A 25,951-nucleotide genomic window follows, 5' to 3' on the forward strand; every position below is an offset into this window, starting at 1 on the left:
TCAATGGAACGCCAATTGCGATTCGACCGTCGGACGGTCCTGCGGGGATTCGCCGGCGTCACGTCGGCAACCCTGATGACGCGGGTGCTCCAAGGGGAGGCGGCGGCCGCCCCGAGGACTGCAGGGCAATCTGAAGGGAGGATCGATCGGCAGGCGCTCGTCACCCGCCATCGGGTGGTGCGCCACGCCAGCGATCTCAACCTGCCCGTCCAGGTGGGGAATGGCCGCTTCGCCTTCGGTGCCGACGTCACTGGGCTCCAGACCTTTGTTCCGTTCAACACGCTTTCCGACTGGGGCTGGCACGTCGATGCGCTTCCGCCCGGAAAGCAGGTCTCCGACTACCGCGGCACGATCTGGGAGACCTATGGACGCGACGTCTATTACTGGACTGGCGACAAGAACCAGCCTGAACTCAACAACTGGCTGCGCGAGAACCCGCATCGGGCGAACCTCGGAAGGATCGGCCTGCGGCTGACAAAGAAGGACGGCACGGAGGCCCAGGAGAACGACCTGACCGATGTCGTCCAGGAGCTGGATCCCTGGACCGGCCTCCTGCACAGCCAGTTCCGGCTCGAGGGCACTCTCGTCACGGTTCAGACGGCCTGTCACCCGGGTGCCGACGTTGTCGGGACACGGATCCGATCGGACCTGGTCGGCCAAGGTCGCCTGAGAGTGTTCCTCGACTTTCCGTATGCGACTCGCGCCGGCCTCAACAAGTTCGAAGCACCGTACACCGGTTTCTACGACCGCCCGGAACTGCACACGACCGATCTCCGTGGCACCGTGTTGACACACACGATGGACGCCACGCGATACCAGGTCGGACTGTTCCTGTCACCCGGCGCCCGTATCGCGCGCGTCGACCCAGCACAGCACCGTTACGAGATCACAAGTCGCGGCGACGCCGTCGACGTCGCCGCGCTGTTCGCGCCCGAGGTCAGAGGCCGGGTGCCGTCGGCAGCCGACGTGATGAGGCAGAGCGAGATCTGGTGGCCACGGTTCTGGAGGACAGGTGGTGCGGTAGACCTGTCCGCCAGCGACGATTCCCGTTGGGAGGAACTGGAGCGACGCATCGTCCTGAGCCAGTACCACCTTGCGGTGAACGACGCGGGCAATGACCCGGCGCAGGAGTCCGGCCTGGTCAACAACGGCTGGTACGGCAAGTTCCACATGGAAATGTATTGGTGGCACGCCTTCCACTACGCGTTGTGGGACAGGTGGCCGCTGCTCGAACGGAGCACCGCCATCTACGAGCGCTTCCTGCCCACCGCGCGCCGGCGCGCCGAGTCGCAGGGCTTCCGCGGGGCACGGTGGCCGAAGATGACGACAGCGTACGGCGACGCGATCGGCCGCGAGTCGCCCGGTGAGCCCACGGCTCTTCTCCTGTGGCAGCAACCGCACTCACTGTTCCTCGCCGAGCTCGACTACCAGGCGCACCCCAACCACAACACCTTGCGCCGGTGGCAGGAGGTCGTCCACGAGGGCGCTGAGTTCATCGCTTCGTTCGCGAACCGCGACGGGAGCGGTCGATACGTGATCGGACCGCCGATCATGTGCTGCAACGAGCGCAACGACTCCGAGTCGACCACGAACCCCACCTTCGAGTTGTCCTACTGGAAATTCGGGCTGAGGATCGCCCAACAGTGGCGGGAACGGCTGGGGCAGGGACGCGATCCGCACTGGGACGACGTCCTCGACCACCTTGCGCCGCTCCCGGCCGAGGACGGCGTCTATGTCCTGTACGAGGGCGTGCCGGACATGTGGACCAAGCACAACACCAACCACCCGGACCCCATCGCCGCATACGGCATGCTGCCCGGCGACGGTGTCGACGTCGACATCATGCGGGCAACCGCGCAGCGCGTCCGGCAGACCTGGCCCGTGACCGACCTGTACGCCTGGGACTTTCCTCTGCTCGCCCTCAACGCAGCACGGCTGGGCGACGCCGAGTCCGCGGTCGACTACCTGCTCCACGAGCGCTACGGGTTCACGGACACCGGCCTGCCTGCGAGTGGCAAGAGCGGTGTGCCCTCTCCGTACTTCCCCTCCGCTGGGGGCCTGCTGTACGCCGTCGCGATGATGTGCGCCGGGTGGAGCGACTCACCGTCAGGTGTACCTGGAGCGAGCGGGCGAGGCGGACGAGACGGCAGCGCTCCCGGCTTCCCGCAGCAAGGGTGGGTCGTGCACTGGGAGAATCTTGCGCCCGCCCTGTAACCGACCCGGCCACGCCGTCTCCGCGACCGCGAGGGCGGCCTCGAGCGAACTCGAGGATGTCCCGTGGCGGATATGGCCTGGCCGGTGGGGCTGCGGGTCTGATCCTCGACCTGGCCGGCAGTCGTCGGGCTACCCACACGCATCTCTGCAGGCGGCTGTATGCAGGGGACGCCGGCTGACGCGGACCGGCAGCAGCCTCAGTGCCGTCTGACCGGTTCCGTGATGGCGGATCGTCGCTTGCGGGTCTGGCCGTCGGGAAAGACTGCGGAGTCCAGGACGCGGCGGACCAGTCAGCGCGGGATGTTCCACCGTTGGGCGACCCCCCGGACGGCCGCGTGCTGCCCACCGGCACCCCGGTGGCGGCCATCAAGCGGCACAGTTCGCGATATCCATCGGATGTATCGACCCCTTGGAATGGATTACCCACCTCGCCGCTCTGCCGCACCGATCCCCATGTTGTGCTGAGGGATTACCAAAGGCCCACTTAACATGACGAACCGGCTTCCCGGACGGCGAAGAACCTTGACATGCCCAAGACCGCCCGATAGAGATTCATCGGATCTCTTCGCCGCATCTGCTCTTGCCATCCCCCGACTTACGACTGAGAGGACCTCCTCCATGCCCGGATACGACGTCACCAGGCGCGGCTTCCTCCACCGCACCGGCGCGATCGGCGCGGGCGCCGCGTTCGCATCGCTCGCAGGCCGGCAGACAGCGTCCGCATCGACCGCCGCCTCTGCGACCCCGCTGCTCCAGGCGCCAGGTCCGTATGTTGCGACCCCCGAGTCACTGGCAGCGCACACCGCACCCCAGTGGTATCGCGACGCGAAGTTCGGCATCTTCATCCACTGGGGCGTCTACGCGGTCCCCGCCTGGGGGGTCAGCGCCGCCTACCACGGCGCGGAGTGGTACTCGTACGCGATGCACATCAGCGACCCGGACCAGACCTATCAGCACCATCTGCAGACCTACGGCGCCGACTTCGACTACGACCGCTTCATCCCGCGGTTCCGGGCTGAGCACTACGATGCCCCGGCCTGGATCGAGCTCATGGAGCGCGCCGGAGCACGCTACTTCGTGCTCACCTCCAAGCACCATGACGGCTTCCAGCTCTTCCCCAACTCCGCATCCGACCGGAACTCGGTCGTGATGGGGCCGCGGCGCGACCTGGTGGGCGAGCTGTTCCACGCCGCACGTACCAGCCACCTCAAGCGCGGGATCTACCACTCGCTCGGTGAGTTCTTCAACCCTGCACTGCAAACGCCTCCGTGGAACCCGTACACCAAGGCGCCGGTCCCATACGTCGGGTACAAGCCGGTCCAGAACTACGTCGACGAGTATCTGCACGTCATGCTGAAGACCCTCGTCGAGGCTTACGACCCGGACCTGCTGTGGGCCGACGGCGAGCACTGGCATGCCGATCTCGGCGCGGGCCCTGCGTTCAAACCGAAGGACATGGACTGGCGCGGCAATGAGATCCTCGCCTACTACTACAACCAGGCCACCACCCGGCCGCATCCGAAGGAAGTGCTCGTCAACGACCGCTTCGAGGCCAGTCACCGGGACTACGCAACGCTCGAGGGCGACAAGTCGAGCTACGCGCTGCGGGCGGACAAGTGGGAGGCATGCCTGACGCTGGGCCGCTCCTGGGGCTACGACACGAACGAGGACCCGGCCTCCATCAAATCGTCGCCGCAGATCGTGCGACTGCTCGTCGACATCGTCAGCAAGAACGGCAACCTGCTCCTCAACATCGGCCCGAAAGCCGACGGAACGATTGCCTCCTGGCAATCCGAGCGGTTGCTGGCCGTCGGCGCATGGCTCGACAGGAACGGCTCTGCCATCTATGACACCGTTCCCTGGAGCCGTGCAGCAGACGGCGACCTGCGCTACACCGTCTCCGACCGCTCGTTCAACGTCCTGGGCCTGAACTGGCCCGGTGCACTGCTCACCGTGCCGGCGGACCTGCCGGTCGACGATCACTCGCAGATCAGGCTGCTGGGCGCGGAAGGACACAAGGTCCCCTTCCGGCGTACCGGATCGGGCGTAGAGATCGAGCTTCCGGACCGTAACCCGAACGGCGACGGCTACCCGTTCGTCCTGCGGATCACCAACAGCTGAGGCTGACCGGACCCGGGTACGTCGGTCGACTTGAGCCGGCGGGGCACAGCCGCGTGTAGCGACACGGAGGTGCCCCGCCCATGGGTGCATCCTGAACTGCGGTGGCCCCTCGCCCGGTTGCGGGCGGGGAAGTACACGGCTGCTGAAGGCGCGACAGGAGTCCGCCGGGACGGCAGACCCCGCGCCGCGCGGCCCGGTGCCAGTCGGGGTGCCGCCGTCGGCGCCGATATCGCGGACAACCGCGGCGACGGCGCGATGCGGGTGTGGACGCCGCTACGTGGCTGAGCGCAGCCGGTACCGGCCGTTCCGGCGCGTCGCGAAGGACACCACGCACTCCTCGGGGCGGTCGGCGGCGGCGCCCTCGACGTCCACCGGGTGCGGGGTGCGGATCCGCACCGGCTTGCCGAGCAGGGAACGCACCTCGGCGTGCGCCACACCGTCCGCCGTCCACTCCAGGTCGACCTCGAAGCCGCCGCGGGCCCGCAGCCCCCGGAAGGAGCCGACCGGCCAGGCGTCGGGCAGGGCAGGCAGCAGCTCGATCTCACCGGCGTGACTCTGCAGCAGCATCTCGGTGATGCCGGACACGCCTCCGAAGTTGCCGTCGATCTGGAACGGCGGGTGCAGGTCGAAGAGGTTGGGCGCGGTGCGCGCGGGGGTGAGCAGGTCCGAGAGGTGCTTGTAGGCACGCGCCGGGTCCAGCAGCCTGGCCCACAGGTTGATCTTCCAGGCGAGGGACCAGCCCTGCCCCGCCGCCCCCCGCAGCTCCAGGCTCTTCGCCGCGGCCCTGGCGAGTTCCGGGGTCCCCCTCGGGGTGATCTGCGCGCTCGGGAAGAGCCCGTACAAGTGGGAGACGTGGCGGCTTTTGACCAGCGCCGCCTCCTCCCAGTCGACCAGCCACTCCTGGATCTGGCCGAGGTAGCCGACCCGGGTGGGTGCCAGGCGGTCGCGGACCTCGGTGACCCGTTCGACGAGACCGGGGTCGCGGTCGAGCACCTGCGCGGCATGCCGGAAGGCGTCGAACAGGTCCCGCAGCAGCTGCATGTCCATGGTGGGGCCGGCGCAGATGCTGACGCTCTCGCCCTCGTCCTGGTGATGGGTGACCTCAGGGGACTGCGAGGGGTTGGTGACGAGCCAGCCGGTCTGCGCGTCCACCACCAGCGTGTCGAGGAAGAACTCCACCGCGCCCTTCATCACTGGGTAGTTCTGGGCGAGCGCGCCGGTCTCCCCGGTGAACTGGTAGTGGTCCCACAGCATCACGCACAGCCACGCGCCGCCGGTCGGCCACATGCCGTACTGCGCGTAATCCACCGGCGCCGTCCCGCGCCAGCCGTCCGTGTTGTGGTGCAGCACCCAGCCCGGAGCGCCGTACAGTGCCTTGGCGGTGCGGGCGCCGGACTCCGCCAGCTCGTGCACCATCTGCACGGCCGGGTCCCAGCACTCCGCGAGGTTGCCGGGGCCGGCGGGCCAGTAGTTCATCTCGAAGTTGATGTTGACGGTGTACTTGGACTCCCAGGCCGGATTCATGCTGTCGTTCCACAGGCCCTGGAGGTTGGCGGGCTGGCCCGGCGAGCGGGAGCAGGAGGCCAGCAGGTAGCGGCCGTACTGGAAGTAGAGCGCGGCCAGCTGCGGGTCCTTGCCGTCGGCGAACAGCGGTATGCGCCGGTCGGTGGGCAGGCCGGTCCGGTCCGACGGCCCCAGGTCGATGGCGACCCGGGTGAACAGCCGCCGGTAGTCGGCCACGTGCCGGGAACGCAGAAGCTCGTACGGCTGGTTCGCCGCCGGGTCCAGGTGGCGGCGGGCGCGGGCCTCGGGGTCGGCGCCGGCGTCGAGGTAGTTGCGGTAGCTGGTCGCCATGGAGATCAACAGAGTGACCGTGTCGGCGTCCTCGACGGTCAGCGTCCCCTGACCGGTGCGCACCCGCCCGCCCTCGGCCTCCGCCCGGGCCAGCGCGCGGAATCGCACGGAGCCGGGCAGGCCGTACCAGTCGCCGCTGACACCGTCGAGCGCGATGGTGCGCTCGTCAACAGCGGAGTCATTCGCCCGCTGGGGGGTGGTGAAGCGGGCGGTGAAGCCGATACCGCCCGGGGTGTCGGTGGTCATCCGGACCACGATGACCTGGTCGGGGGAGCTGGCGAAGACCTCGCGCAGGTGACGTACTCCGCCGCGGGTGTAACTGGTGCGGACGACGGCGGTCTCCAGGTCCAGCTCGCGTTCGTAGTCGGTGACCTCGTCGGTGCCGGTGAAGGCGAGTTCGAGGTCACCGAGCACTTGGTACGCGACCTGCTCCGAGGGGCTGCCGAGAAACTCGGCGTCGATCAGTCTCTGCGCCTGGTTCCACTTCTCCTCCACCACCAGGCGGCGGATCTCGTCCAGGTGCTTCACAGCGTCGGGACGGGCGTAGTCGTGCGGGCCGCCGGCCCACAGGCTGTCCTCGTTGAGCTGGAGCCGTTCGGTGTCCGTGCCGCCGAAGACCATGGCGCCGAGCCGGCCGTTGCCGACCGGCAGTGCCTCCAGCCACTCCCCCGCCGGGGCCTGGTACCACAGCCGCATCGGATTGGGGCCGCTGCCGGATTCCGGCACGGCCGATGCGGTGGCGTCCGCCGCCTGAGGCGCGGCGTGTGCGGCGCCGGCGCTCAGCGCGGTCGCCGCCGCGGATGCCCCGGCCGCGGCCAGGATGTTTCGTCGGGACAACTCGGGCATGGAATGCCTCCAGGTACGTCGTAAGAACGGTCTGGTTCTGTGCGTTCGGCACAGGCGGGGCAAGGCGCGGGCCCGCTGCCGCGTCGAGGCCTCGCGCAGCAGCCACGGAATCGGACGGCGGACGGAGGCGCGCCTCCCGCGCTCACCACGCCCCCGGGCAGCGGTTCGGGACACACACTGCCCGGGGGGCTCATCGGATGCGGTCGCTCAGAGACCACTCACTGGGTGTCGCCCTCGGGCAGGGGGTAGGGGAAGTCGCCGCTGACACCGATCTTGTCGTACTCCATCTTGGACGCGTCGTAGCCGTTCTCCCAGTTGGCGTTCTTGACGTCGTTGCACTGGTAGCTCTGGTACGACTGGTCGGTGGTCTTGCCGACCTCGATGTCCTCGAAGCTGAAGCCGCAGCCGCCGGCGTCCATGTGGACGCCGCGCGTGCCGCTGTCGGGCATCGAGGCGTCCGGAATCACATCGCCGATGACGACCTGGCGCACACGGTTGTCGATCGTGTGCGGTTCGAAGTTGCTGACGCCGTAGACGTAGAAGGCGCCCATGTCACCACTGTCCAGGCCGGCTTCGTCGATGCGCAGGTACTCGAAGGTGTTGTCGCGGGCGTAGTTGTCCTCGGCGGTGACCTCCGGGCGCACTTCGAGGCTCACGCCGTAGCGCGCACTGTGTTTGATGTGGCTGTGGCTGACAGTGTTGTGCCCGGTGTTCAGCAGCTCGACACCGGAAGCGTCGCCGGGCACCAGCTCGCCGTAGTGGGTGATGTAGTTGTTGGTCAGCAGGTGTCCGTTGGAGGTGTTGCCCTCACCGGGGTACGGACCCTCGACCTTGATCCCGTCGCCGCCGATGTTCTCCAGCAGGCTGTCGCGGACCGTCAGCCCCTTGTTGGCGAAGAGGGCGTATACGGCATGGTAACCGGTGTCGGAGATGTGCATCCGGGAGAGGGTGATGTCCTCGCTGTTGGTCACGGTGACGGTGCCGAAGCGGTTGCGAGGCATCTCGATCTGCCGGTCGTACTCCGGGTACTTGTGCGGTTCGCCGGAGTCGCCGCCGCTGATCCAGCCGTAGCGGTACCAGTCGACGAAGTCGGTGTACTGCAGGGCGAGCCCGTCGAGGGTGATGCCCTCCACCCGACGGTCCGGGTCGGCGCCGGCCAGATTGAACAAGGTGGTCACCGTGGGACGCATCACGGTGACGTCGTCGATGTCACCGCGGGGCTTGTAGTACAGCTCACCCTTCTTGTAGTCCATGTAGTACTCGCCCGGCTGGTCCAGGAAGTCCAGGGAGTTCTGGAGGAAGTAGCGCGAGCCGCTGCGGGAGTTCATGAGCGCGTAGCGGGTCCAGTACTTCAGCGTCATCTGGTTCTTGGCTTGGTTCCAGCTCTGGATCGGGACCGTGTCGGTGAACCAGCTCCAGCTGCCGCCCGACCAGATCACCGCCTGGGCGTTGCTGAGGTCCCAGGTGGGGTCCCATTCACCGGGGTTGGAGTAAAGCCACTGGTGCACGGCCTCCTTCTCCGGCTCCTTGAGCACCGAGGTCAGGTACGGAGCCCACTCGTCGTCGGACTTGCGGTTGGGGTAACGAGCCGTGGTGGCGCGCTTGCCGTCCTCGAACAGGGTGTAGAAGGGCTGGTCGGTGCCGACATCGGCGCGGTAGATGCCGTCCTTGTACTCCGTCCAGCCGGTGACCGGCTTGGCGCCCATCACGCGGGCCTTGCCGGGGCCGTCGTAGGAGCGATAGACGATCCGGTGGCCGTCGCTGCCCGAGTCGCGGTCGTCGAGGTCGATGGTACGGGTCACCGGGTAGTCGCCGGCGCGCAGATTGACGTTGATGTCGCAGTGCATCCGCCCGGGGCGGTTCAGGCCATGGTCGCGGATGTGGTCGCGTGCTCCTTCGATGGTTTTGAAGGGCTCGCTCTCGGTGCCCTTGGCCTTGTCGCTTCCGTCGGGTGACACGAACAGCTCCGTGGCCTCGCAGTCGGCGGGCTTCGCGTTGGCGTCCGGAACGTCCAGCATCGCCCCGCCGGCCAGCAGGACGCCGGCCGCCAGCAGCAGCACAAGTCTTGGTTTGCGTCGTACTGGTCGTACCTGGGTGGTTGGCACGAGGCCTCCTTGCCGCGTAGATACTGATGTCGTTGTCGGGATCCATGGACCGGTCAGCGATCTGTGGCGTCACATGTGTGCGACGTACCGGGCCGGCTCGTGTCCCTGTGCGGTGGTGCCGACGTCACCCGGGAGCGCCGCACGGGCGGCGGACATGTCATGGGCCCGGAAGCGGAGACCGGCCTGGGACATGGCATCCCGGCAGGCCCGTGCAGCACAATGCACACACCGTCTAGTGGGTCACTGATCGACCAACGATAGTTAATAGGTACGTGCCGATGGTGCGTCAATAGCCGGGCGTAAACCTGAAGTTGGTGACTGAGAGACGGCAGGTTCACAGCATCCGAGTCACAAGTTCGCGCATTCAAGGAGGTGCCGCGCCATGACCGTTCCTGATCCCCCGGCGTTTCCCCGGTTGAGCGAAGAGGACCAGGCGACCCTGGCCGAGTATTCCCAGCAGCCACCCGGGGCACTGCGGCTGCGCAGCCGTATCGTCCTGGCCTGTGCCGAGGGGCTGACCAACGCGGAGATCGCCCAACGGCTCCAGGTCTCTCCCGCGACAGTGGCCAAGTGGCGGAAACGCTACCTGCGCCAAGGCATGGCCGGCCTGAGCGACGCCCCCCGGTCCGGGCGACCGCGCGGCGCCACCCGGCAGGAGGCGGAGGCACATGTCGCCGCCGTGCTCGAACAGGCCCGGAACGGCGCGCCTGTGCCTTCCACCCGCTCCCTGTCGCACACCCTGGGGCTGTCGCAGTCCACGATCGCCCGGATCTGGCGGGAGCAACAGGCAGGGCTCCCCGAGCCGCCGAGGCCACGCAGCCGCCCGACCCGCAAGGAGGCCGGCAAGGCCGGTGACGGACCCTTGTCAGGGGCGTCACGCATGCCGCGTCAGTTGCTGTCCGACCACGTGTACACCCTGCTGCGCGACTGGATCGTCAGTGGTCAACTCGCCCCTGGGCAGCGCCTTGTGGAGTCGGAGATCGCACGCGGATTCGGCACCAGCCAGGCCCCGCCCCGCGAGGCGATCAAGCGGCTGTCATACGAGGGTCTCGTCATCTCCCAGCCGCGTCGCGGCACCTACGTCGCGCAGATCTCCGAACCGCAGGCGAAGGACGTACGGGACATCCGCGTGATGTTCGAGGAGTACGCGGCCCGCCGGGTGACCGGCCGGCTGGATGCCGAGCACACCCGGCTGCTCACCGAAGACGTGGCCCACCTGCGCAGGGCGGCGGCGAAGGACGACATCGGAGCTTTTCGCGACGCCGATATGTCATTTCACCGCCATGTGTGCGAGGCTGCCCGCAACGCGGCGCTGATCCGCCTGTGGCGCATGATCGAGTCCAGCTTGTGGGACCTGCACGTGCTGGGCGACCCGCGCTACGCGGGCGGCTGGGGCGCGATGGCCGAGCACCACGCGCAACTCCTGGACGTCCTGCGCTCCGGCGACCCCGACGTCGCCGGACCGATGTTCGCCGCCCACGCCGCGGGCGAGGCCTCGCGCTACCTTCCCGACCAGTCCGGGACCAGGACACCGACCGGACACCGGAGCGACCCAACCACCCGCCCACCTCACCGAGGGGCACACGCATGAGTGATCCTGCACGCAGACAGTTTCTCCGCCTCGGCGCCCTCGCGGCCGCAGCCGTCCCCCTGGCCCACGCCACCGGGGCTGCCGCCGCCGGCGAGGACCGCCCCCGCTTCCCCGACGCCTGGTTCCCCGTCACCGACCACGGGGCCGTCGGCGACGGAACCACCGACTGCACGGCCGCCGTCCGCGCGGCGGTCCGCGCCTGCCACGCCGCCGGCGGCGGGCATGTGCTGATACCCGCCGGCCGCTGGGCCACTGGTGCCATCCACCTCCTCAGCGGGGTCGACCTGCACGTGGCCGAGGGAGCGACCGTGCTGTTCGACACCGACCCGGCCGCCTACCTGCCGGTCGTACGGACCCGCTGGCAGGGCATCGAGGTCCACAACTACTCCCCCCTGATCTACGCCTACCGCCAACGCGACATCGCGGTCACCGGCCGCGGGGTCCTCGACGCGCGGAGCGACACCGCGCACTGGTGGCCGTGGAAGGGATCCGGACAGTACGGATGGAAGTCCGGCATGCCCAACGAGCGTGCGGACTGGGCGACCCTGGAACAGTGGGGCGCGCAGGGTGTCCCGGTGACCGAGCGTGTCCTGGGCGCCGGGCACTACCTGCGGCCCAGTTTCGTCCAGCCCTATGCCTGCCAAAACGTCCTGATCGAGGGCGTCACGCTGCGCAACTCCCCGTTCTGGAACATCCATCCGGTGCTGAGCCGGAACATCACGGTGCGCGACGTCCGGGTCGAGTGCGAGGGCCCCAACAGCGACGGTTGCGACCCCGACTCGTGCGAGAACGTCACCATCGAGCGCGTCACCTTCGCCACGCACGACGACTGCATCGCCGTCAAGTCCGGCCGCGACGAGGACGGCCGGCGGGTCGCAGTGCCCTCCCGGCACATCCGCATCCGGGACTGCGTGTATCTCAGCGGCGGGGCCGCGGTGGCGATCGGCAGCGAGATGAGCGGCGGTGTCTCGGACGTGGTCGCCCAGGGACTGTACCTGCCCTCCGACCCGGACCTGGGCGAGGCATCCGTCACTTCGGTCCTCAACGTCAAGTCAACGCCCACCCGGGGCGGTTACGTACGGGACGTCCGCGTCACCGACGTCGACGCGCCGGCCTGGATGTACGTGCCCTTCGAGGTCACCTTCCAGTACGCGGGCGGCACGGGCGGGGACCAGCCGGCCGAGGTGTCCGGCCTGTCGGCGGAGCGCTGGTCGGTCGGCCGCTGCGAGTATCCGGTGCGCGTCCGTGCCCTGCCCGAGGCGCCGGTCAGTGACGTCCGCCTGGACCGGCTCGTGTTCCACGACGCCGCGCAGGACATACTGCTCCAGTCCGTCACGGACGTGTCGGTGCACCGCGTGACAGTCAACGGCCGACCTGTGGAAGGTCCCGCATGACGTCTCCCGTCCGGCCCGTGCCGCCGTGGTGGGCACGGGTTCCCGAGCCCGCTTGTGCACCTCCGTCCTGGCCAGGCGTCCGCACCTGCGGTGGCCGCCCTGTGCGACCCGACCCCGGCGCGGATCGCCCATCACCATCGCCTGCGCCGCCAGGCGGGACGGAATGGCTCGCTCAATGGTCAGGACTGCGGGCGGGAGCTGCACCATCACCGACCACCCAGGTGGCGGCAATGAACTGACGTGACCTCAGCTCTCGTCGCAGTAGGAGTAGTCGGGTCCCTGGTGCGAACAGGTAGGTGAGAGCTGAACACCCTTCTTGCACCACGGCACGTCCTCTGACGTTGCCGGAGGCCGACGTCCTCATCGTGATCACCATCGCCAACGTCCTGGCCGTTGCCGGCCTGTCAGCTGCCGGCGTGCTCTTCCAGATCGCTGAGGACCTATCACTCGGCACCCGCATGTGCGGCCGCGCCGCAGCGACTCGGGGCAGACGCGGGCCACGGAAGCCTGACCGACATGTGGCCCGCCGCGGGAATCCGATCCCCTGGTACAGCAGATCGTTGCTGGCCCTGGTGACGTGGCTGCGTGCCGGCCGGGTTGATCTATGAGCGGCTCGTGCCGTGGTTGTCGCCCACGCGAGGGCCTGCGGACGGAACACGAAGGAGGCTGAACAGCTGTGGAGGCACGCCCGGCGTGATGAGGCCCGCGCCCAGGGCGTGCTCAGCGGCCGTCGCAGGCGACTTCTGTGACGACGAGGGCAGTCCGCCCCTGCGTCGTAGTCTGGACACCCGTCTGGGCGGTGTGGGGCGGCTGCCGCACGGCACGGTCGGACGGGTCGGGCGGGTCCTCAAGGGAAGCTCGACGCCCAGCCGGACGTTCGTGGCGGCCTTCGCCGAGGCTTGCAACGTCCGCAAGGCCGACCTTCCCGAATGGATGAAGGCCTGGGACCGGGCCGCCGGCGACCGACGCAGCAGCCGGATGCGGTCACGCAAACCCGGCCAGGCGCAGCAGCGCGTGACCGTCCATGATCGCATCACCCACGCGATCTGCAGCTGCTGATGAGCGAGCCGGAGTCCTCCGCACGCAGGAGCCCGCCCTCAAACTCTTGGTCCATGTGCCCGACCCGGACAATGCCGACGCGCACGCCTCCGCGCGGATGAGCCTGGAGCTCCTCATCGACCAGGCGCAGCGCCGCGGAGAGCTCGCCTGCCCGCAGTGTCACCAGCCGTCGTTCGGGACAGGAAGGCCTGCTCGCGTGGCAGGATCACGAGCTGCGGCGGACCCGCAGGTGTGTTACTCCCCCATCCACATCGAGCGCCGTTCCCGTCGTCGATCCCGACAATGGGCTTGCCAGGTAGGCGACGGCAGAGGCCACCTCGGGCGCGGCGACCATTCGACCGGTGGCCTGCGACATGCGCGCGGGCCCGCGCGGGCGATTCGAGGTAGCGGGCCCTGGTGCCGACGACGACTCCCAGTTCGACCTCCCAGCCGGTCTTGTGGGAGTGCCGGGGAATCAGCACGGTGTCGTACGGACCCACCACAGTGGAGGGGTCTTTCAGGAAGACCACAGGTTCGCCGGGTATCTGGGCGCCGGTCTCCGCGGCGTGGTCGCGGTAGTTGAGACCCACACAGATGATCTTTCCGGGCCGTGCAATGGGCGCTCCTGTGCGCAGGCCAACGGCGTTTTCCAGACGTGGCAGGCTGCCCTCCTCGAGGTCCTGGGTGATCTGGTCGATGCCGCCGGTCGCGAAGAACGCCGGTCCGATGTCCCCCGCCCAAGCGGCCTTCGCGTCCGCCCAGCAGCGGGCGCAGGTCCCAGTGGACCCCGCCCGATCTGACCGCCGGGATCTCCTGCCCGGCGGATCCGAGACGTACCAGACGCATGTTCTCCTCCAGAGTTGCTTGTCGTACGCAGGGTGCGGCCCCGGTGATGTAAGGCCGGTGTCACCGACCGAGCCATCCCCCGTCGACCGGAAGGACGACGCCGTGGACGTAGTCGGACGAGCTGATCGGCGCGGACGCTCCAGTGGGTCTGCAGGGCCCCGGGCGAATCGATGCCGACGATGTCGAGGTTCTGGCATATGTGCTCGTCTCCGGCTCGGCAGGCCGCGCAGTCGCCGTCCCAGGCGAGCGGCATGACCGTGACCGGCTCACCCACGCGTCGGCCAGTGACGTCGGCGCCCACCTGGGCGATCGTCCCGGACATCTCGTGACCGATCACCGCCGGCCTGGTCACCCGTCCGTCCATGGCCCCGTGGAAGATGTGGAGGCCGGTGCCGCAGATGCCGGTACAAGCCACGCGGATCTGGACCTCGTCCGGTCCCGGTGGAGGCGTCCGGGTCTCCCGGACGTCGATGGTCCGGTGGCCCGTGTAACAAGCGGACAGCATGCGCTGCTCCTGTTCGTAGCGGGGTCGGGGAACAGAGGGCGGTACGGCTCACCCGTCCGCAGCAGCCGGGCGCGACAGTGCCTCCAGTGCCGTCCACGCCGCTTCGGGAACGGTCGCTCGGCGGCGCGCGACGAACTGTTCAACCTGCGCCGGGCTGCGCAGCCCGGCGACCACGGACGCAACCGCTGGGTGCCGCAAGGGGAACTGGGTCGCCGCGTCCGGAAGACGCACTCCGAACCGTTCGCAGACGTCGGCCATAGCGCCGACACGTTCCAGCAACTTGCCCGGTGCTTGCTGGTAGTTGAAGTACGCGTTGGCGTCAGGTCGATTCTTCGCCAGCAGTCCGGAGTTGTACGGAGCTGCCGCCACCACCGAGACGCCTCGGTCCAGGCAGGCGTCGAGCAGAGCTTGGCCGCTGCGGTCGAGCAGAGTCCACCGGCCGGCGAGCATGACGACGTCGATGTCCGTCTCGCGGACCATCCGCATCGGTACCTGCCACTGGTTCATTCCGACACCAATGGCGCCGATGACGCCCTGTTCCCGCAGCTCGACCAGGGCGGGGACGGCCTGCGTGACCGCCTCCTGTGCCTGGTCGTCCGGATCGTGCACGAAGACCATGTCGACCCGGTCGAGGCCGAGTCGCTGGAGGCTCTCATCGAGACTGCGGCGTACTCCGTCGGCGGTGAAGTCGAATCGGCGGACGAAGTCGTCGGGAACGTCGAAGCCGCCGGACGCGAGATCGGAACCAGTGGGCCGGGGGTTGGGGTCAAGCAGCCGGCCGACTTTGGTCGACACCACGAACCGGTCGCGTGGAACACCGCGGAGACACCTGCCGATCCGGCGTTCTGACAGTCCCAGGCCGTAGTGGGGCGCGGTGTCGAAGTAGGTCAGGCCGGCGTCGAGTGCGGCGTCCAGAGCCGCCTCCGCCTCGGCATCGGTGGTGGCCCGGTAGAGGTTGCCGAGCGAGGCCGCACCGAACCCCAGATCGGTGACCTCCACGGTGGTACGGCCCAGACGTCGCCTGGTCACCCGGCCTCCGAGCGGTAGGCACGGCGGGCGGTCCCGCCCCACACGAGTGCGCGCTCGGTCTCGTCGAGGCCCCTGACCAGTTCTTCGAAGGTATCGGCCACGCGCGCGTAGTCGGCACCGGCAGCCAGGCATACGGGCCAGTCGGAGCCGAACATCGTGCGTCCGGGACTGAAGAGGTCGAGAACCGTCTCCGCCACTGGGCGCAGGTCCGCCACGCTCCACCGTTGCCAGTCGGCCTCCGTCACCAGGCCGGACAGCTTCACGGTGACGTTGTCCAGCAGCGCCAGGCGGGTGAGGTCACGCTTCCAGGAAGCGAGAGCTCCGGTGCGCAGAGGCGGCTTTCCCGCGTGGTCGAGTACGAACCGGAGTTCCAGGTTCTCGGTGACGGCCTGCACGGCCGTCGGCAGCTGCTCGGGTGAGACGACGATGTCGTAGGCCAGCTCATGTCCAGCCAGGGTGCGCAGTCCGCGCCGGACAGCAGGTCGGTCGAGCCACTGAGTGTCGGGCTCTTCCTGGAGCTGGTGCCGCACACCGACCAGATGCCCACCTCCGGGAATCGCGCGGGCAGCGGCGAGGTCGTCCGCCAGTGCGGGTGAGGCGAGGTCGAACCAGCCGACCACGCCGGTGATCGCCGGCTGGCCCGCGCTCAGCCGGAGCAGTTCGTGGGTCTCGTCGAGGGAGGCGACGGTGTGCACCACCACGGTCGCCCCGACACCGTTGGCCACAAGCTGCGGCTTGAGTTCCTCGAAAGAGAACGACCGGCGCAGCGCGGGCACGCCCTCAGTCCACGGCTGGGGTCTGCGGCGCAGGTCCCAGACATGGTGGTGGGCGTCGACACGTTCCGGTGCAGTCATCGGCAGACCACTCCGACCGACCGGTCGATGGCGAATACGTGTACGTCCGCGCCGAGCATGCGCTTGCCCGCGCTCTCGGGACGCACATGCTGGCTCTCCGAGCCGGTGCGGCCTGCCGAGGGCGCCGAGGCCGCGATGGCGTCCTCGTCGACCACAAGCCCAAGGCCGGGCGACTCTCCGAGGACGATGTTGCCGTCCTCGAATTCCTGGTCGGCGTGGACCCCTTCGGGGAACGAGAGATCCTGCACCTCCGTTGCCAGGTGGTTGGGAATGGCGACGGCGGCATGGGCAAGGGGGTTGGCGTTGTAGGCGACAGGGCTCACCGGCAGATCGAAGGCGTGCGCCAAGGTCGCCACCCGCAGGAAGTGCGTGATTCCCCAGACGCTTCCGGTCTGGACGACGTCGACAGATCCGGCCTGCAACAGCGGACGGAAATGCTCGAGGCCGGTGAGGTTTTCGCCGGTGGCCACAGCGGCTCGGACGGCGCGGGTGACCAGGGCGTGCCCTTCGACGTCCCAGCGCCGTACCGGCTCCTCGATCCAGGCGAGATCGAGCGACTTTTCCAGGTGGGCCACATACCCGAGGGCCTCCTTGCGCGACCAGCTCTCGTTGGCGTCGAGCATGAGCCGGGGGGTCCTGCCTACGGTGGCCTGGGCGTAGAGGCCGCTCAGTAGTTGAAGGCGGCGCAGATCGCGGTCCCGGTCCAGGCCGCCCTTCAGCTTGACGGCTTGGAAGCCCCGGTCCCGGAACGCGGTGTGAAGTGCGATCAGCTCGTCGTCGTCCAAGGGCTCGTCGAGGCCGGACGCGTATCCCAGCACCACGTGATCACGGGCACCAAGGAGCCGCCACAGCGGCGAGTCGGCCGCCTTCGCCTTGATGTCCCACAGTGCCATGTCGAAGGCGCCGATCGCTCCGAACGTGCTCCCGCCGTGGCCGGCCTTGAATACCTGTGCCAGCATGCGGTCGTACAGCGCGCCGACCGCACGGGGGTCCTCACCGTCGATGGCCGGGAAGACCTCGTCCAGACCGCGGTGCGAGCCGAGGCCGACGCCGGTGAGACCGGCATCGGTTTCGAGCAGAACGAGCGGTACGGTCGTCACGCCCGCGGGCGTGCATCCATTGGCGTCACCGATCGGTCGGCCCCACCGGTGCACTGTGGTGAGGGTGCGGTACCCAGTGATGCGCATGTCCTACCCCTTCGTCTCCGCCCGTTGCGGAGATCAGTCCGCCCGTTGCCCGGGACCGCCCTGTCGTCTGCGGCCCTCGACATTCCTTGGTCCGGGAGCCGTATCCCTCCTGGCTCGCCTGGACGCGGGAGCCTGCTCGGGCTCGGGAGCATGCCCACTGGCGTCCCATCCACCCCGAATGATATGACGTATTACATGTGTGGTCTATGCGCTCACCATGCCCCGCGCCTACGCTCGTGGACCTGAACGCGCCGCCGTAGTAGCCCGCGCGCCAGTTGGATCACACTGTCGTTCGACCGCATCTGCGCGGCAGTGAAGCCCCGCATGCCGCCCTGAACAGTCGTATGTTGTCATACAAGTGACGTCACTTCAATGAACTAAACTGACGGGACAGCTCAGCCCCCGTACCCGACACCTCGGTCCCCGCCGAACCCAGGAGGTTGCATTGGAATCGGACCCGACCGCCGTACTTGCCAACCGCGCCCCTGGCAGCGGAACGGCGGCTGCCAGTCGACGGCTCGGCCCGGCAGTCGTGCGTCAGCTCGTCGACGACATCGTCAGCGCGGTGTATCCCCCGGGCACGACGCTGCCGACCGAGGCCGAGCTGTGCGACCGCTTCGGCGTCAGCCGCACAGTCGTGCGCGAGTCCCTGAAGATCCTGCAGGACAAGGGACTCGTTCAGATCGCGCAAGGCAAAGGCACCCGGATCAACCCCTCCAAGGAATGGGACCTGATTGATGACGTGATCCTGTCATCCCTGGTGAAACATGACTCCTCGCTGGCGATTCTGGACGAGCTGGTTCGCGTACGGGCGGCACTGGAACGGGAGATGTCCGGCACGGCAGCGCTGTCCGGCCAGGCGGGTGTCGGCCCGATCCGCGAGGCGCTTGAGGAGATGCGCCGCGTTGCCGCCTCCCCCGCGGAGTTTTCAGCGGCCGACGTCCGCTTCCACGAAGCCGTCATGCAGGCCTCTGGCAACCGGTTGGGGTTGGCCATCGTGACCAGCATCCACGGCAAGGCGCGCATGACTGGCCGATACCACGGTGAGGTGTCCCAGACCGACATCGACCGGACGCTGGACGACCACCAGGCGATCCTCGAAGCGATTGAAAGTGGTGACACCGACGCCGCCCAGCGAGCCATGTACGCGCACATCGTGGATTCGTGGCGCCGGCGCCGCCCCACGCCGGGAAAGTGACCGCCCGGCGCATGCGGTGCGTAGCCGCTGAACAGAAGCGTTCGGCGGCTACTCCCTGGATCAGGAACGGCATTTCGTCGAAGACCGGGTGGGCAGCCTCGATGGGCCCGGCTTGACGGTGTACGGGGGTGTCTGTGGGTGCGCACCAGAGCTGCACAAGATCGCGTTCGCCCCGACGCCTGTCTGTGACTCGCGCCCCAGGGCGCGGTGGGGAGGGAGTTCGAGGTGAGTACGCGAAAGGCCCTGGTCGTCCGCGGAGGCTGGGAAGGACACGACCCGGTCGGTTGCACGGAGGTGTTCACGCCCTATCTGGAGCGCGCGGGCTTCGACGTATCGGTCAGTGAGGACCTGGCCGTCTACGACGACACGGACCGGCTCGCCGTCACCGACCTCATCGTGCACTCCTGGTCAGGAGGTGACCTGAGTGCGAAGCAGGAGACCAACCTCGTCGCGGCCGTGGAGGCGGGCACGGGCTTCGCCGGGTGGCACGGGGGTGTCATCGGAACGAACGTCGGCAACGCACGCTACCTTCGGATGGTCGGGGGCCGGTTCCTGTGGCACCCGGACGGCTTCCAGAAATTCACCGTGCGTGTCGCCCCTTCGCCGGACCAAGACGGAGAGATCACCGCGGGCGTCGAGGACTACGAGGTCGTCACCGAGCACTACTGGGTGCTGACGGACGCCCTCAACACGGTGCTGGCCACGTCCGTGCTGGCACCCTCCGTCGGCGGACAGTGGGACGCCCCGGTCGAGTTCCCCGTGGTATGGACACGACGCTGGGGAGCGGGACGGGTGTTCATCTGCACCCTGGGTCACCGCGTCGCGGACCTCGAGGTGCCCCAGACGGCGACGATCATCGGCCGCGGTCTTGAGTGGGCCGCGCGCACCTGAATTCCGGTAGCGGAAGCCGAACCAGCACGTCGTGCATGGTCTCGTGGCGGAGGTGCGCGAGCGTAGCCAGGAGCCGGTCGGCGATGACCAGCCGGTGCTTCGCACCGGCGCCCACCGGGCGCTTCCGTGGCCTGGACGCTCGCCTGCCCTGGTGCCGTTCACCGCTCAACGGGCCTACCTCGGCCACGAGTTCAGCAAACACAGCGGCCGACCGGCCCGTGATCTTACGATCGCTGATGATCGCTGCACGAAACCCATTCCCCACCACACGACCATGATCGATGGTCGAGCCCTCGACGCCTCACCTCCTTCCATGCACGAGCTCGTCAAAGCGGGCGCCGAGCCGGCGCGCGAGGCCTGCCGGCATCGGCCCACAGCAACGCTCCGACGGAGTGGTCCAGAGCGAAGAGCCTGCCGTCAGAGCCTCGCGCCCGGCATCGATTCACCCCTGAAGGTCAGCTCTTCGGGCCGATCCCCTCGAGGGTGAAGTGATTGTTCCAGGCCGCCACCCACTTCTCGCCGAATCCGGGCATGTTGTTCAGGGAGGACGTCTTGCTGAACTTGCCGGTCTCGGTGTCGAAGCCGAAAGCGGACGGGGCATCGCCCGAGACGCTGGCGGAGTTGAAGTCGGGGCTGAACGTCTTGACGTTCTGGCCCTGCGCGCCCGTGGTGTAGGCGAAGTCGCCAGTGCCGATGCGCACCGAGCGGGTCAGCACGTTATGCGAGGGCACGTAGAGCGAGTCAGGGTTCTCCCAGACGTACTCCTTGGTGCAGTCGGTGGTCCCGATGGCCCCGCAGACCTGGCCCGCGCGGTCGACGGGCACGTACCAGTCCTTGATGTTGGGGTACTGGTGCGCGTAGGCCTCGTACCACGTGCGGATGTCGGCGGGAGTGTTGGTGAATCCCGTGCCGTCGCCGGGCTTCAGCATGTCGTCGAAGCGCTCTATGACGACCTGGGAGTTCGACACCGGCAGCTTCTGGCCGTCGGAGTGGTAGAGCTTGTCGTGCCCGACGTTCGTGACGTTGTTGAAGACGTTGTCGAAGGCGACGTTGCTGTGTCCCGAGTTGTAGAAGATGCCGTACTCGGCGTCCTCGAAGTAGTTGTTGTGCACAACGAGCCCGGAGGCACCGTCGTCCATGTAGACGGCCTGGTTGTCGTGGCGGTTGATGTGGCCGAAGTAGTTGTATCCGATCTCGTTGTTGAGATACGTGAAGTCGCGGCCGGCGTAGATCACGCCCTGGTCAGAGGCGTTGGTCACCAGGTTCTCGAACCGGTTGTGCACGATCTTCATGTCGTTGCCCATGATCTGGACCGCCATGTGCGGAGCGTCGTGCACGTAGTTGTAGGCGAAGGTGTTGCCCACGCCGTCCATGTATCCGGCGGGCGTGTAGGTGGCCAGCTTGGAGAAGTTGTAGATCTCGTTGTGCGCCACGAGGTTGTGGCCCGGAGTCAGTGACTTGCGGTCACCGCCGGCCACAAAGACGCCGCCACCCCCGAGGTCGTGGAGCCGGCTGTTGATCACGCGGTTGTCGTGGCCGCCCCGGCTGGTGGTGAACTCGGGCAGCGCCGTGGGGACCTTGTTGGTCTCGCCGATGGTGACCGCGTCCAGGCTGACGTTCAGGATCTCCATGTGGTCGAGCGTGCAGGAAGCGCTGTCGAGCATCTGTACGCCGGTGCCGGTCGAGCCGTTGAGGCGCAGGCCCTTCAACGTCACGCCCGTCACTCCGTCCAGCGAGAAGAAGGGCTGGTCGAACGCGGTCAGCGTGACGTTCTTGCCGTCGACCGTGCCACCCGGCGCGTAGTAGTACAGCACGTCGTGGCCGGCGTAGCGGTCGATGTAGTATTCGCCCTCGGCATCCAGCTCGGTGAGGATGTTCTGGGCTACGACCTTGGTCCACTTGTCCTTCGTGACGTACATCGTCGGGTACTTGGTGCGCACGTTCCACCCGGCGGCGTTCCCGTCGTCGTCCAGGCCTTCCTTGCTGACGGAGTAGATCCGCACCCTGTCGTTGCCGTAGTTGTTGCCGAAGTAGCCCGAGAGCCAGCCGTCGGTCTCGTAGCGAGTGTTGTCGATCTTCCGGTCGGGCTGGTTGGTCGTGCTCTCCGAGCTGAGGTCGGTGGGCGGGGCCCAGGACTGGTAGCGCTGTGCCACGTCGCCGGAGGCCTCGAACACCGGGCCGGGCAGCTTCAGCATGTCCTCGTAGGGCAGGCTGCTGCCGTCCGGGGTCTTGTCGGAGAAGTAGTCCCGCGCTCCATTGAAGCCCTGACGGAGGACAAGCCCTTGCGAGTTGATGGTTCCGTCGCCGTTGGGGTACTGCGCGAGGGTCTGCGCCTGGTCGTCGGTGACCAGCTGCGGGGCAAACGGCCTGGGCTCCCAGTTGAAGCCGTTCTTGTAGATGTCGCCGACCGGTATGCCGGCCGCTCCGAGGTCGTACACCCACACGTTGTCCCGGGCCGCTTCCGGTATGCGCCAGCGTGACGACCACTTGGGGTCGGTGCTGTTCATGACGTCGCTCAGCCTGCTGAAGCCCTCGGGCTTGAGGTTGGCCGCGCCGGTGAACTCCACGTCCTCGCCGTGGTAAGCGGCGTAGGTGACATAGGAGTTCGCCGCGCCCTTCAGCTGTACGGTCTCAGAGCGCGGGTAGACACCGCCGCGCAGGTAGACGGTTCCGCGGTGGTGGGAGTCCGTCCTGCCCGCCAGCGCGTCACGCGCCTGCTCAACGGTGGCGAAGGGGTCCTTCTCGGTGCCGACGGCCCCTGCCCGGCCGTCGGGCGAGACGAAGACGGTGAGCTGTGCCGCACCGTCGTCCGCCTGGTCCGCTGCCGCTGGACCGGCGCCTGTCGTGGCGGCGAGCAGTGTCACCGCGGCACCGGCGAGCCATTTCCATCTCTGTGCCATGTGGGTGGTGTCCTTCCCGGGCGGGGACGTACGCGAACGGCGATGTGTCCCTCACCATCTGACTTCCTGTAATAGGTCATACATGTTCTGTGTAGCGACGCTAACGGCGCTCGGGGCCGGTTTCAACCCTCTCGGCGAGGGCGAACCGGTCCTGATTTTCAAGGGAGTTGCTGTTCAGCGCAGGGTCTGCGCTGACATGACTGAGCCCGGCGCGACGGCTTGATCGCGCCGGTCTGCCCTGCCTGCCCCGCTCAGCCCTTGACCGCTCCCGCCGCCAGACCGCTCATGATGTGACGCTGCATCACCACGAAGATGACCAAGATCGGGATGACGGCCAGCAGCAGAGTGGGGAACACCTTGCTGTAGTCGGTGGAGTACTGGCCGACCGCCGCGTACACCCCGGTGGTGACGGTGTAGATGCCGCTGCCGGGCCCGAGGATCATCTGCGGGCTGGCAAAGTCGTTCCACACGCTCAGCGAGTTGAGGATGAACACGGTGGCCAGGATCGGCCGCATCAACGGCAGGATGATCCGCCAGAGCGTGTAGTACTTCCCCGCGCCGTCGATCGCCGCCGCCTCGTCCAGGGATCGCGGCAGCATGCGGATGTATCCGAAGAAGACGAACAGGGTGAAGGGGATCGTCGTCGCCGTCATGAACAGGATCAACCCGGTCAGCGTGCCCATCAGCCCGAGCGCCCTGAGCACGAAGATGACCGGCACGAGGACCGTCTGCGTCGGAATGAACATGCCGGCGATGAAGAAGAACAGCAGCAGCCTGGCAACGAGATCCGGGGTCCGCGCCAGTACGTACGCCGCCGGTGCACAGACCATGATGGCGAGCACATTGACGCAGACCACGAGCGCGAGGGTGATCCCGTACCCCTTCAGGATGCTGAAGTCCGGGTTGTTCCAGGCATCCGCCAGATAACGGAACGTGGCAGTGGAGAAGTCGATCGCGAACGGGTTGGCCAGGATCTCCCGCTGGCTCTTGAACGCGTTGACGACCAGGATGTACAGGGGGGTGAGCATGGCCAGCGAGGCCAGGCCGACGAACACCACCCGCACCGTGGCCGCTGAACCTCGTGTCCTGCTCATCCGATCGGCTCCGCGTCGGCTCGCCTGCGCAGGACGAGCAGGGTGCAGGCCATGATCGCCGCCGCGACGATCAGCAGGACCGCCTGCGCGGAGGCGACCCCGATCTTCCGCCCGGGCCAGGGCCGTTGCGCCTCGTGTCTTGCTCATCCGATCGACTCCGCGTCGTTCTCGGCTCGCCTGCGCAGGACGAGCACGGTGATGGCCATGATCGCCGCCGCGACGATCAGCAGGACCGCCTGCGCGGAGGCGACCCCGATCTTCCGCTGCGGGAAGGAGACGGCGAGGATCGAGTAGGCGAGGGTCTTGGTCGATCCGGCGGGTCCACCCCCGGTGAGCGAGACGACGACGTCGTACGTCTTCAGCAGGGAGATGCAGGAGGTGATGACCGCGACGGTGACGGTGGAGGCCAGCGATGGCCAGGTGACCGCGCGGAACGTGCCCCACCGTCCCGCGCCGTCGATGCGCGCCGCCTCGATCAGGTCCTGGGGGACGGCCTGAAGACCGGCGAGGTACAGCACCAGCTGGACGCCGAACAGGGACCACACGATCACGAGGATCATCGACCACAGCGCCCCGTCGGGGTCGGACAGGAACGGCAGTGAGCTGGTGCCCGCCTTCTCCAGCAGGGTGTTGATCACGCCTTGCGGTCCGAGGATCGCCTGCCACAGGAAGCCCACGACCAGGGCGCTGAGCACGTGCGGGTAGAACATGACCACCCTGCCGAAAGTGTTGAAGCGGTTCGTCTTCTGCAGCAGGAGGGCCAGCCCCAGCGCGGCCAGGTTCACCGCGACGGCGCCCACCGCGGCGACGATCGCGGTGACCACCATGGTGCCGGTGATGTCGTGCGACTCGAACATCGTCCGGTAGTTGTCCAGACCGATGAACTCGGGCACGCGGTTCGGGAACCCGTTGTAGTCGGTGAAGCTGTAGTAGAAGGCGTAGCCGACCGGTACCACCAGCAGTGCGGCGTAGATCAGGACGGCGGGGGCGACCATGCCGGCGCGGACACCCGCTGAACGCCACGCGCCGATCCGTGAGACGTTTTTGCGTGTCATGGTCAGCGGTTCTCGTCGACCCACTGGTCGATCGACTTCGCGGCCTGCTCGGGCGTCGCCCCCGTGTACAGGCTCTGCGCGACCTCGGTGAACTTGGGGTTGAAGCCGGTGACCGGTAGCCGGGTGTTGCCCATTCCCTCGCCCACCGCGACCAGCGACGGTGCGTCGTCCAGGATCGACTGCACCTGCGTGCCGACGGCCGAGTGCTTCGCCGTCGAGCCCTGCCGGAACACTCCGTCGGCCTCCAGCTGGGTCGCGATGGCCGTCGCGTCCGTCACCAGGTAGCGTACGAGTTCCTTCGCGTCGTCCTCGTGCTTCGCGCCCTTGAGGACCATGTACGGGTCAGCCATGGTGGCGCCCTGGGGACCGGGATGGCTGCCGGCGCTGTCGGTGGGCGGGGAGAAGACGCCCACCTCGAAGGGAAGGTTGCCGGCCTTGTCGACGGTGCTCGTGAACCAGCTGCCGTTGGGGTAGAAGCCCACCTTGCCCGCGATGAAGTTGCCGTCGGCCTGCGAGGGGTCGAGGCCCACGTCGCTCTTGGCCACGTATCCTGCCTTGATCCAGTCCGCGTACTTGCGGAACATCGGCTCGTAGGCGTCGCCGACGGAGAGCTTCTTGTCCTTGACCGCGGTCTGCCACTTGGGATGGGCGATATTCAGCGTGGGGTGGTCGAGCTGCTGGAGCTGAAGGCCGGTCTGGTACTGGCCGGCCGTCTGCATCGCCGTGTAGCCGGCCTTCTTCAGCTTGCCGAGGTCCGCGGTGAACTCGTCCCAGGCGGCAGGCGGTTCGGAGATGCCGGCCTTCTTGAAGGCGGTCTTGTTGTAGTACACGAGGGACTGCGCCTGCTCGCCCACGCCTACCGCATAGTGGGCGTTGCCCATCGCGTAGTCGTCGAACATGGGTGTGCCTGCGGCCCACTTCTCCCCGCTGAGGTCGAGGAGTTCGGGGGCGGTGTCGTCGTCCGGGAAGATGGACTGGATGACGTCCGGCGCGGTGCCCGCGGCGAGCTGCTGCGGGAAGGACTCGGCCACGGACTTGCCGCTCGGCCCCTCTATCTTCACCTTCAGGCCGGTCTTGTCCTCGAAGGGCTTGACCAGCTTCTCCCAGTAGGCCTGGTTGAGGTTGTCGGTGAGGTTGACCATCATCCGGATCTCGCCGTCGCCACCGCCGCCCGCGTTGCCGCCGGACGAGCACGCCGCGAGCAGCGTCATCGACACGACCGTGACCAC

At 67.8% G+C, this 25,951-nt stretch carries 18 protein-coding genes and 1 pseudogene; 7 read left to right on the plus strand and 12 right to left on the minus strand.

What is annotated here, in order from left to right; genetic code table 11:
- Positions 1-3 precede the first annotated feature (3 nt).
- The gene (locus tag IEZ19_RS29345; RefSeq protein ID WP_189314337.1) at positions 4-2,214 is read left to right on the plus strand and encodes a hypothetical protein; all 2,211 of its coding nucleotides are present in this window, start codon (positions 4-6) and stop codon (positions 2,212-2,214) included.
- 618 nt (positions 2,215-2,832) lie between these two features.
- Positions 2,833-4,335, plus strand: a complete 1,503-nt coding sequence (locus tag IEZ19_RS29350; RefSeq protein WP_189314338.1) for an alpha-L-fucosidase — start codon at positions 2,833-2,835, stop codon at positions 4,333-4,335.
- A gap of 273 nt (positions 4,336-4,608) precedes the next feature.
- Here IEZ19_RS29350 and IEZ19_RS29355 read toward each other — a convergent pair whose 3' ends face one another.
- Complete coding sequence (locus IEZ19_RS29355; RefSeq protein ID WP_189314339.1) at positions 4,609-7,035, minus strand: glycoside hydrolase family 95 protein; 2,427 nt, start codon at positions 7,033-7,035, stop codon at positions 4,609-4,611.
- 218 nt (positions 7,036-7,253) lie between these two features.
- Complete coding sequence (locus IEZ19_RS29360; RefSeq protein WP_189314340.1) at positions 7,254-9,140, minus strand: right-handed parallel beta-helix repeat-containing protein; 1,887 nt, start codon at positions 9,138-9,140, stop codon at positions 7,254-7,256.
- Positions 9,141-9,522: 382 nt separating this feature from the next.
- Here IEZ19_RS29360 and IEZ19_RS29365 point away from each other — a divergent pair, with 382 nt between their 5' ends.
- The 3 genes from IEZ19_RS29365 to IEZ19_RS29375 all read left to right on the plus strand — a co-directional run bounded on the left by IEZ19_RS29365 (position 9,523) and on the right by IEZ19_RS29375 (position 13,184).
- Entirely contained in the window at positions 9,523-10,731 is a 1,209-nt protein-coding gene (locus IEZ19_RS29365) for a GntR family transcriptional regulator (protein ID WP_189314341.1), read from the plus strand.
- Positions 10,728-12,125, plus strand: a complete 1,398-nt coding sequence (locus tag IEZ19_RS29370; protein ID WP_189314342.1) for a glycoside hydrolase family 28 protein — start codon at positions 10,728-10,730, stop codon at positions 12,123-12,125. Before IEZ19_RS29365 ends, IEZ19_RS29370 begins: the two co-directional genes overlap by 4 nt.
- A 696-nt stretch (positions 12,126-12,821) precedes the next feature.
- Entirely contained in the window at positions 12,822-13,184 is a 363-nt protein-coding gene (locus IEZ19_RS29375) for a hypothetical protein (protein ID WP_189314343.1), read from the plus strand.
- A 205-nt stretch (positions 13,185-13,389) separates the two neighbouring features.
- Here IEZ19_RS29375 and IEZ19_RS29380 read toward each other — a convergent pair whose 3' ends face one another.
- The 6 genes and pseudogenes from IEZ19_RS29380 to IEZ19_RS29405 all read right to left on the minus strand — a co-directional run bounded on the left by IEZ19_RS29380 (position 13,390) and on the right by IEZ19_RS29405 (position 17,584).
- The gene (locus IEZ19_RS29380; RefSeq protein WP_373297065.1) at positions 13,390-13,539 is read right to left on the minus strand and encodes an SDR family oxidoreductase; all 150 of its coding nucleotides are present in this window, start codon (positions 13,537-13,539) and stop codon (positions 13,390-13,392) included.
- Between the two features lie 49 nt (positions 13,540-13,588).
- Positions 13,589-13,753, minus strand: a pseudogene (locus tag IEZ19_RS53630) (fumarylacetoacetate hydrolase family protein); the annotation flags it as partial.
- The gene (locus IEZ19_RS53635) at positions 13,681-14,514 is read right to left on the minus strand and encodes an alcohol dehydrogenase catalytic domain-containing protein (RefSeq protein WP_373297066.1); all 834 of its coding nucleotides are present in this window, start codon (positions 14,512-14,514) and stop codon (positions 13,681-13,683) included. The pseudogene IEZ19_RS53630 and the gene IEZ19_RS53635, both read right to left, overlap by 73 nt.
- A 48-nt stretch (positions 14,515-14,562) precedes the next feature.
- Entirely contained in the window at positions 14,563-15,543 is a 981-nt protein-coding gene (locus tag IEZ19_RS29395; protein ID WP_189314344.1) for an aldo/keto reductase, read from the minus strand.
- A complete protein-coding gene (locus tag IEZ19_RS29400) occupies positions 15,540-16,397 on the minus strand; it encodes an amidohydrolase family protein (protein ID WP_189314345.1) in 858 nt (285 codons plus the stop codon). The genes IEZ19_RS29395 and IEZ19_RS29400 overlap by 4 nt, the downstream gene beginning before the upstream one ends.
- Positions 16,394-17,584 carry a mandelate racemase/muconate lactonizing enzyme family protein gene (locus IEZ19_RS29405; protein WP_189314346.1) on the minus strand — a complete coding sequence of 397 codons (1,191 nt, stop codon included), beginning with the start codon at positions 17,582-17,584 and terminating at the stop codon, positions 16,394-16,396. Before IEZ19_RS29405 ends, IEZ19_RS29400 begins: the two co-directional genes overlap by 4 nt.
- Positions 17,585-18,029: 445 nt before the next feature.
- On the opposite strand from IEZ19_RS29405, the gene IEZ19_RS29410 reads away from it, so the two are divergent.
- Both IEZ19_RS29410 and IEZ19_RS29415 read left to right on the plus strand, forming a co-directional pair.
- Positions 18,030-18,782: a FadR/GntR family transcriptional regulator gene (locus IEZ19_RS29410; RefSeq protein ID WP_189314347.1), complete on the plus strand. Its 753-nt coding sequence runs from the start codon at positions 18,030-18,032 to the stop codon at positions 18,780-18,782.
- A 225-nt stretch (positions 18,783-19,007) separates the two neighbouring features.
- Positions 19,008-19,673 (plus strand): ThuA domain-containing protein, encoded by a 666-nt coding sequence (locus IEZ19_RS29415; protein WP_189314348.1) that lies wholly within the window; start codon positions 19,008-19,010, stop codon positions 19,671-19,673.
- A 455-nt stretch (positions 19,674-20,128) separates the two neighbouring features.
- Here IEZ19_RS29415 and IEZ19_RS29420 read toward each other — a convergent pair whose 3' ends face one another.
- The 4 genes from IEZ19_RS29420 to IEZ19_RS29435 all read right to left on the minus strand — a co-directional run bounded on the left by IEZ19_RS29420 (position 20,129) and on the right by IEZ19_RS29435 (position 25,951).
- On the minus strand, positions 20,129-22,573 hold the full coding sequence (locus IEZ19_RS29420) for a right-handed parallel beta-helix repeat-containing protein (protein WP_189314349.1): 2,445 nt from the start codon (positions 22,571-22,573) through the stop codon (positions 20,129-20,131).
- Positions 22,574-22,824: 251 nt separating this feature from the next.
- Entirely contained in the window at positions 22,825-23,667 is an 843-nt protein-coding gene (locus IEZ19_RS29425; protein ID WP_189314350.1) for a carbohydrate ABC transporter permease, read from the minus strand.
- 143 nt (positions 23,668-23,810) lie between these two features.
- Positions 23,811-24,722, minus strand: a complete 912-nt coding sequence (locus IEZ19_RS29430; RefSeq protein WP_189314351.1) for a carbohydrate ABC transporter permease — start codon at positions 24,720-24,722, stop codon at positions 23,811-23,813.
- A 2-nt stretch (positions 24,723-24,724) separates the two neighbouring features.
- Positions 24,725-25,951: an ABC transporter substrate-binding protein gene (locus tag IEZ19_RS29435; RefSeq protein ID WP_229840958.1), complete on the minus strand. Its 1,227-nt coding sequence runs from the start codon at positions 25,949-25,951 to the stop codon at positions 24,725-24,727.

This window comes from Streptomyces brasiliensis (genome assembly GCF_014647875.1).
Taxonomy (GTDB): domain Bacteria; phylum Actinomycetota; class Actinomycetes; order Streptomycetales; family Streptomycetaceae; genus Streptomyces; species Streptomyces brasiliensis.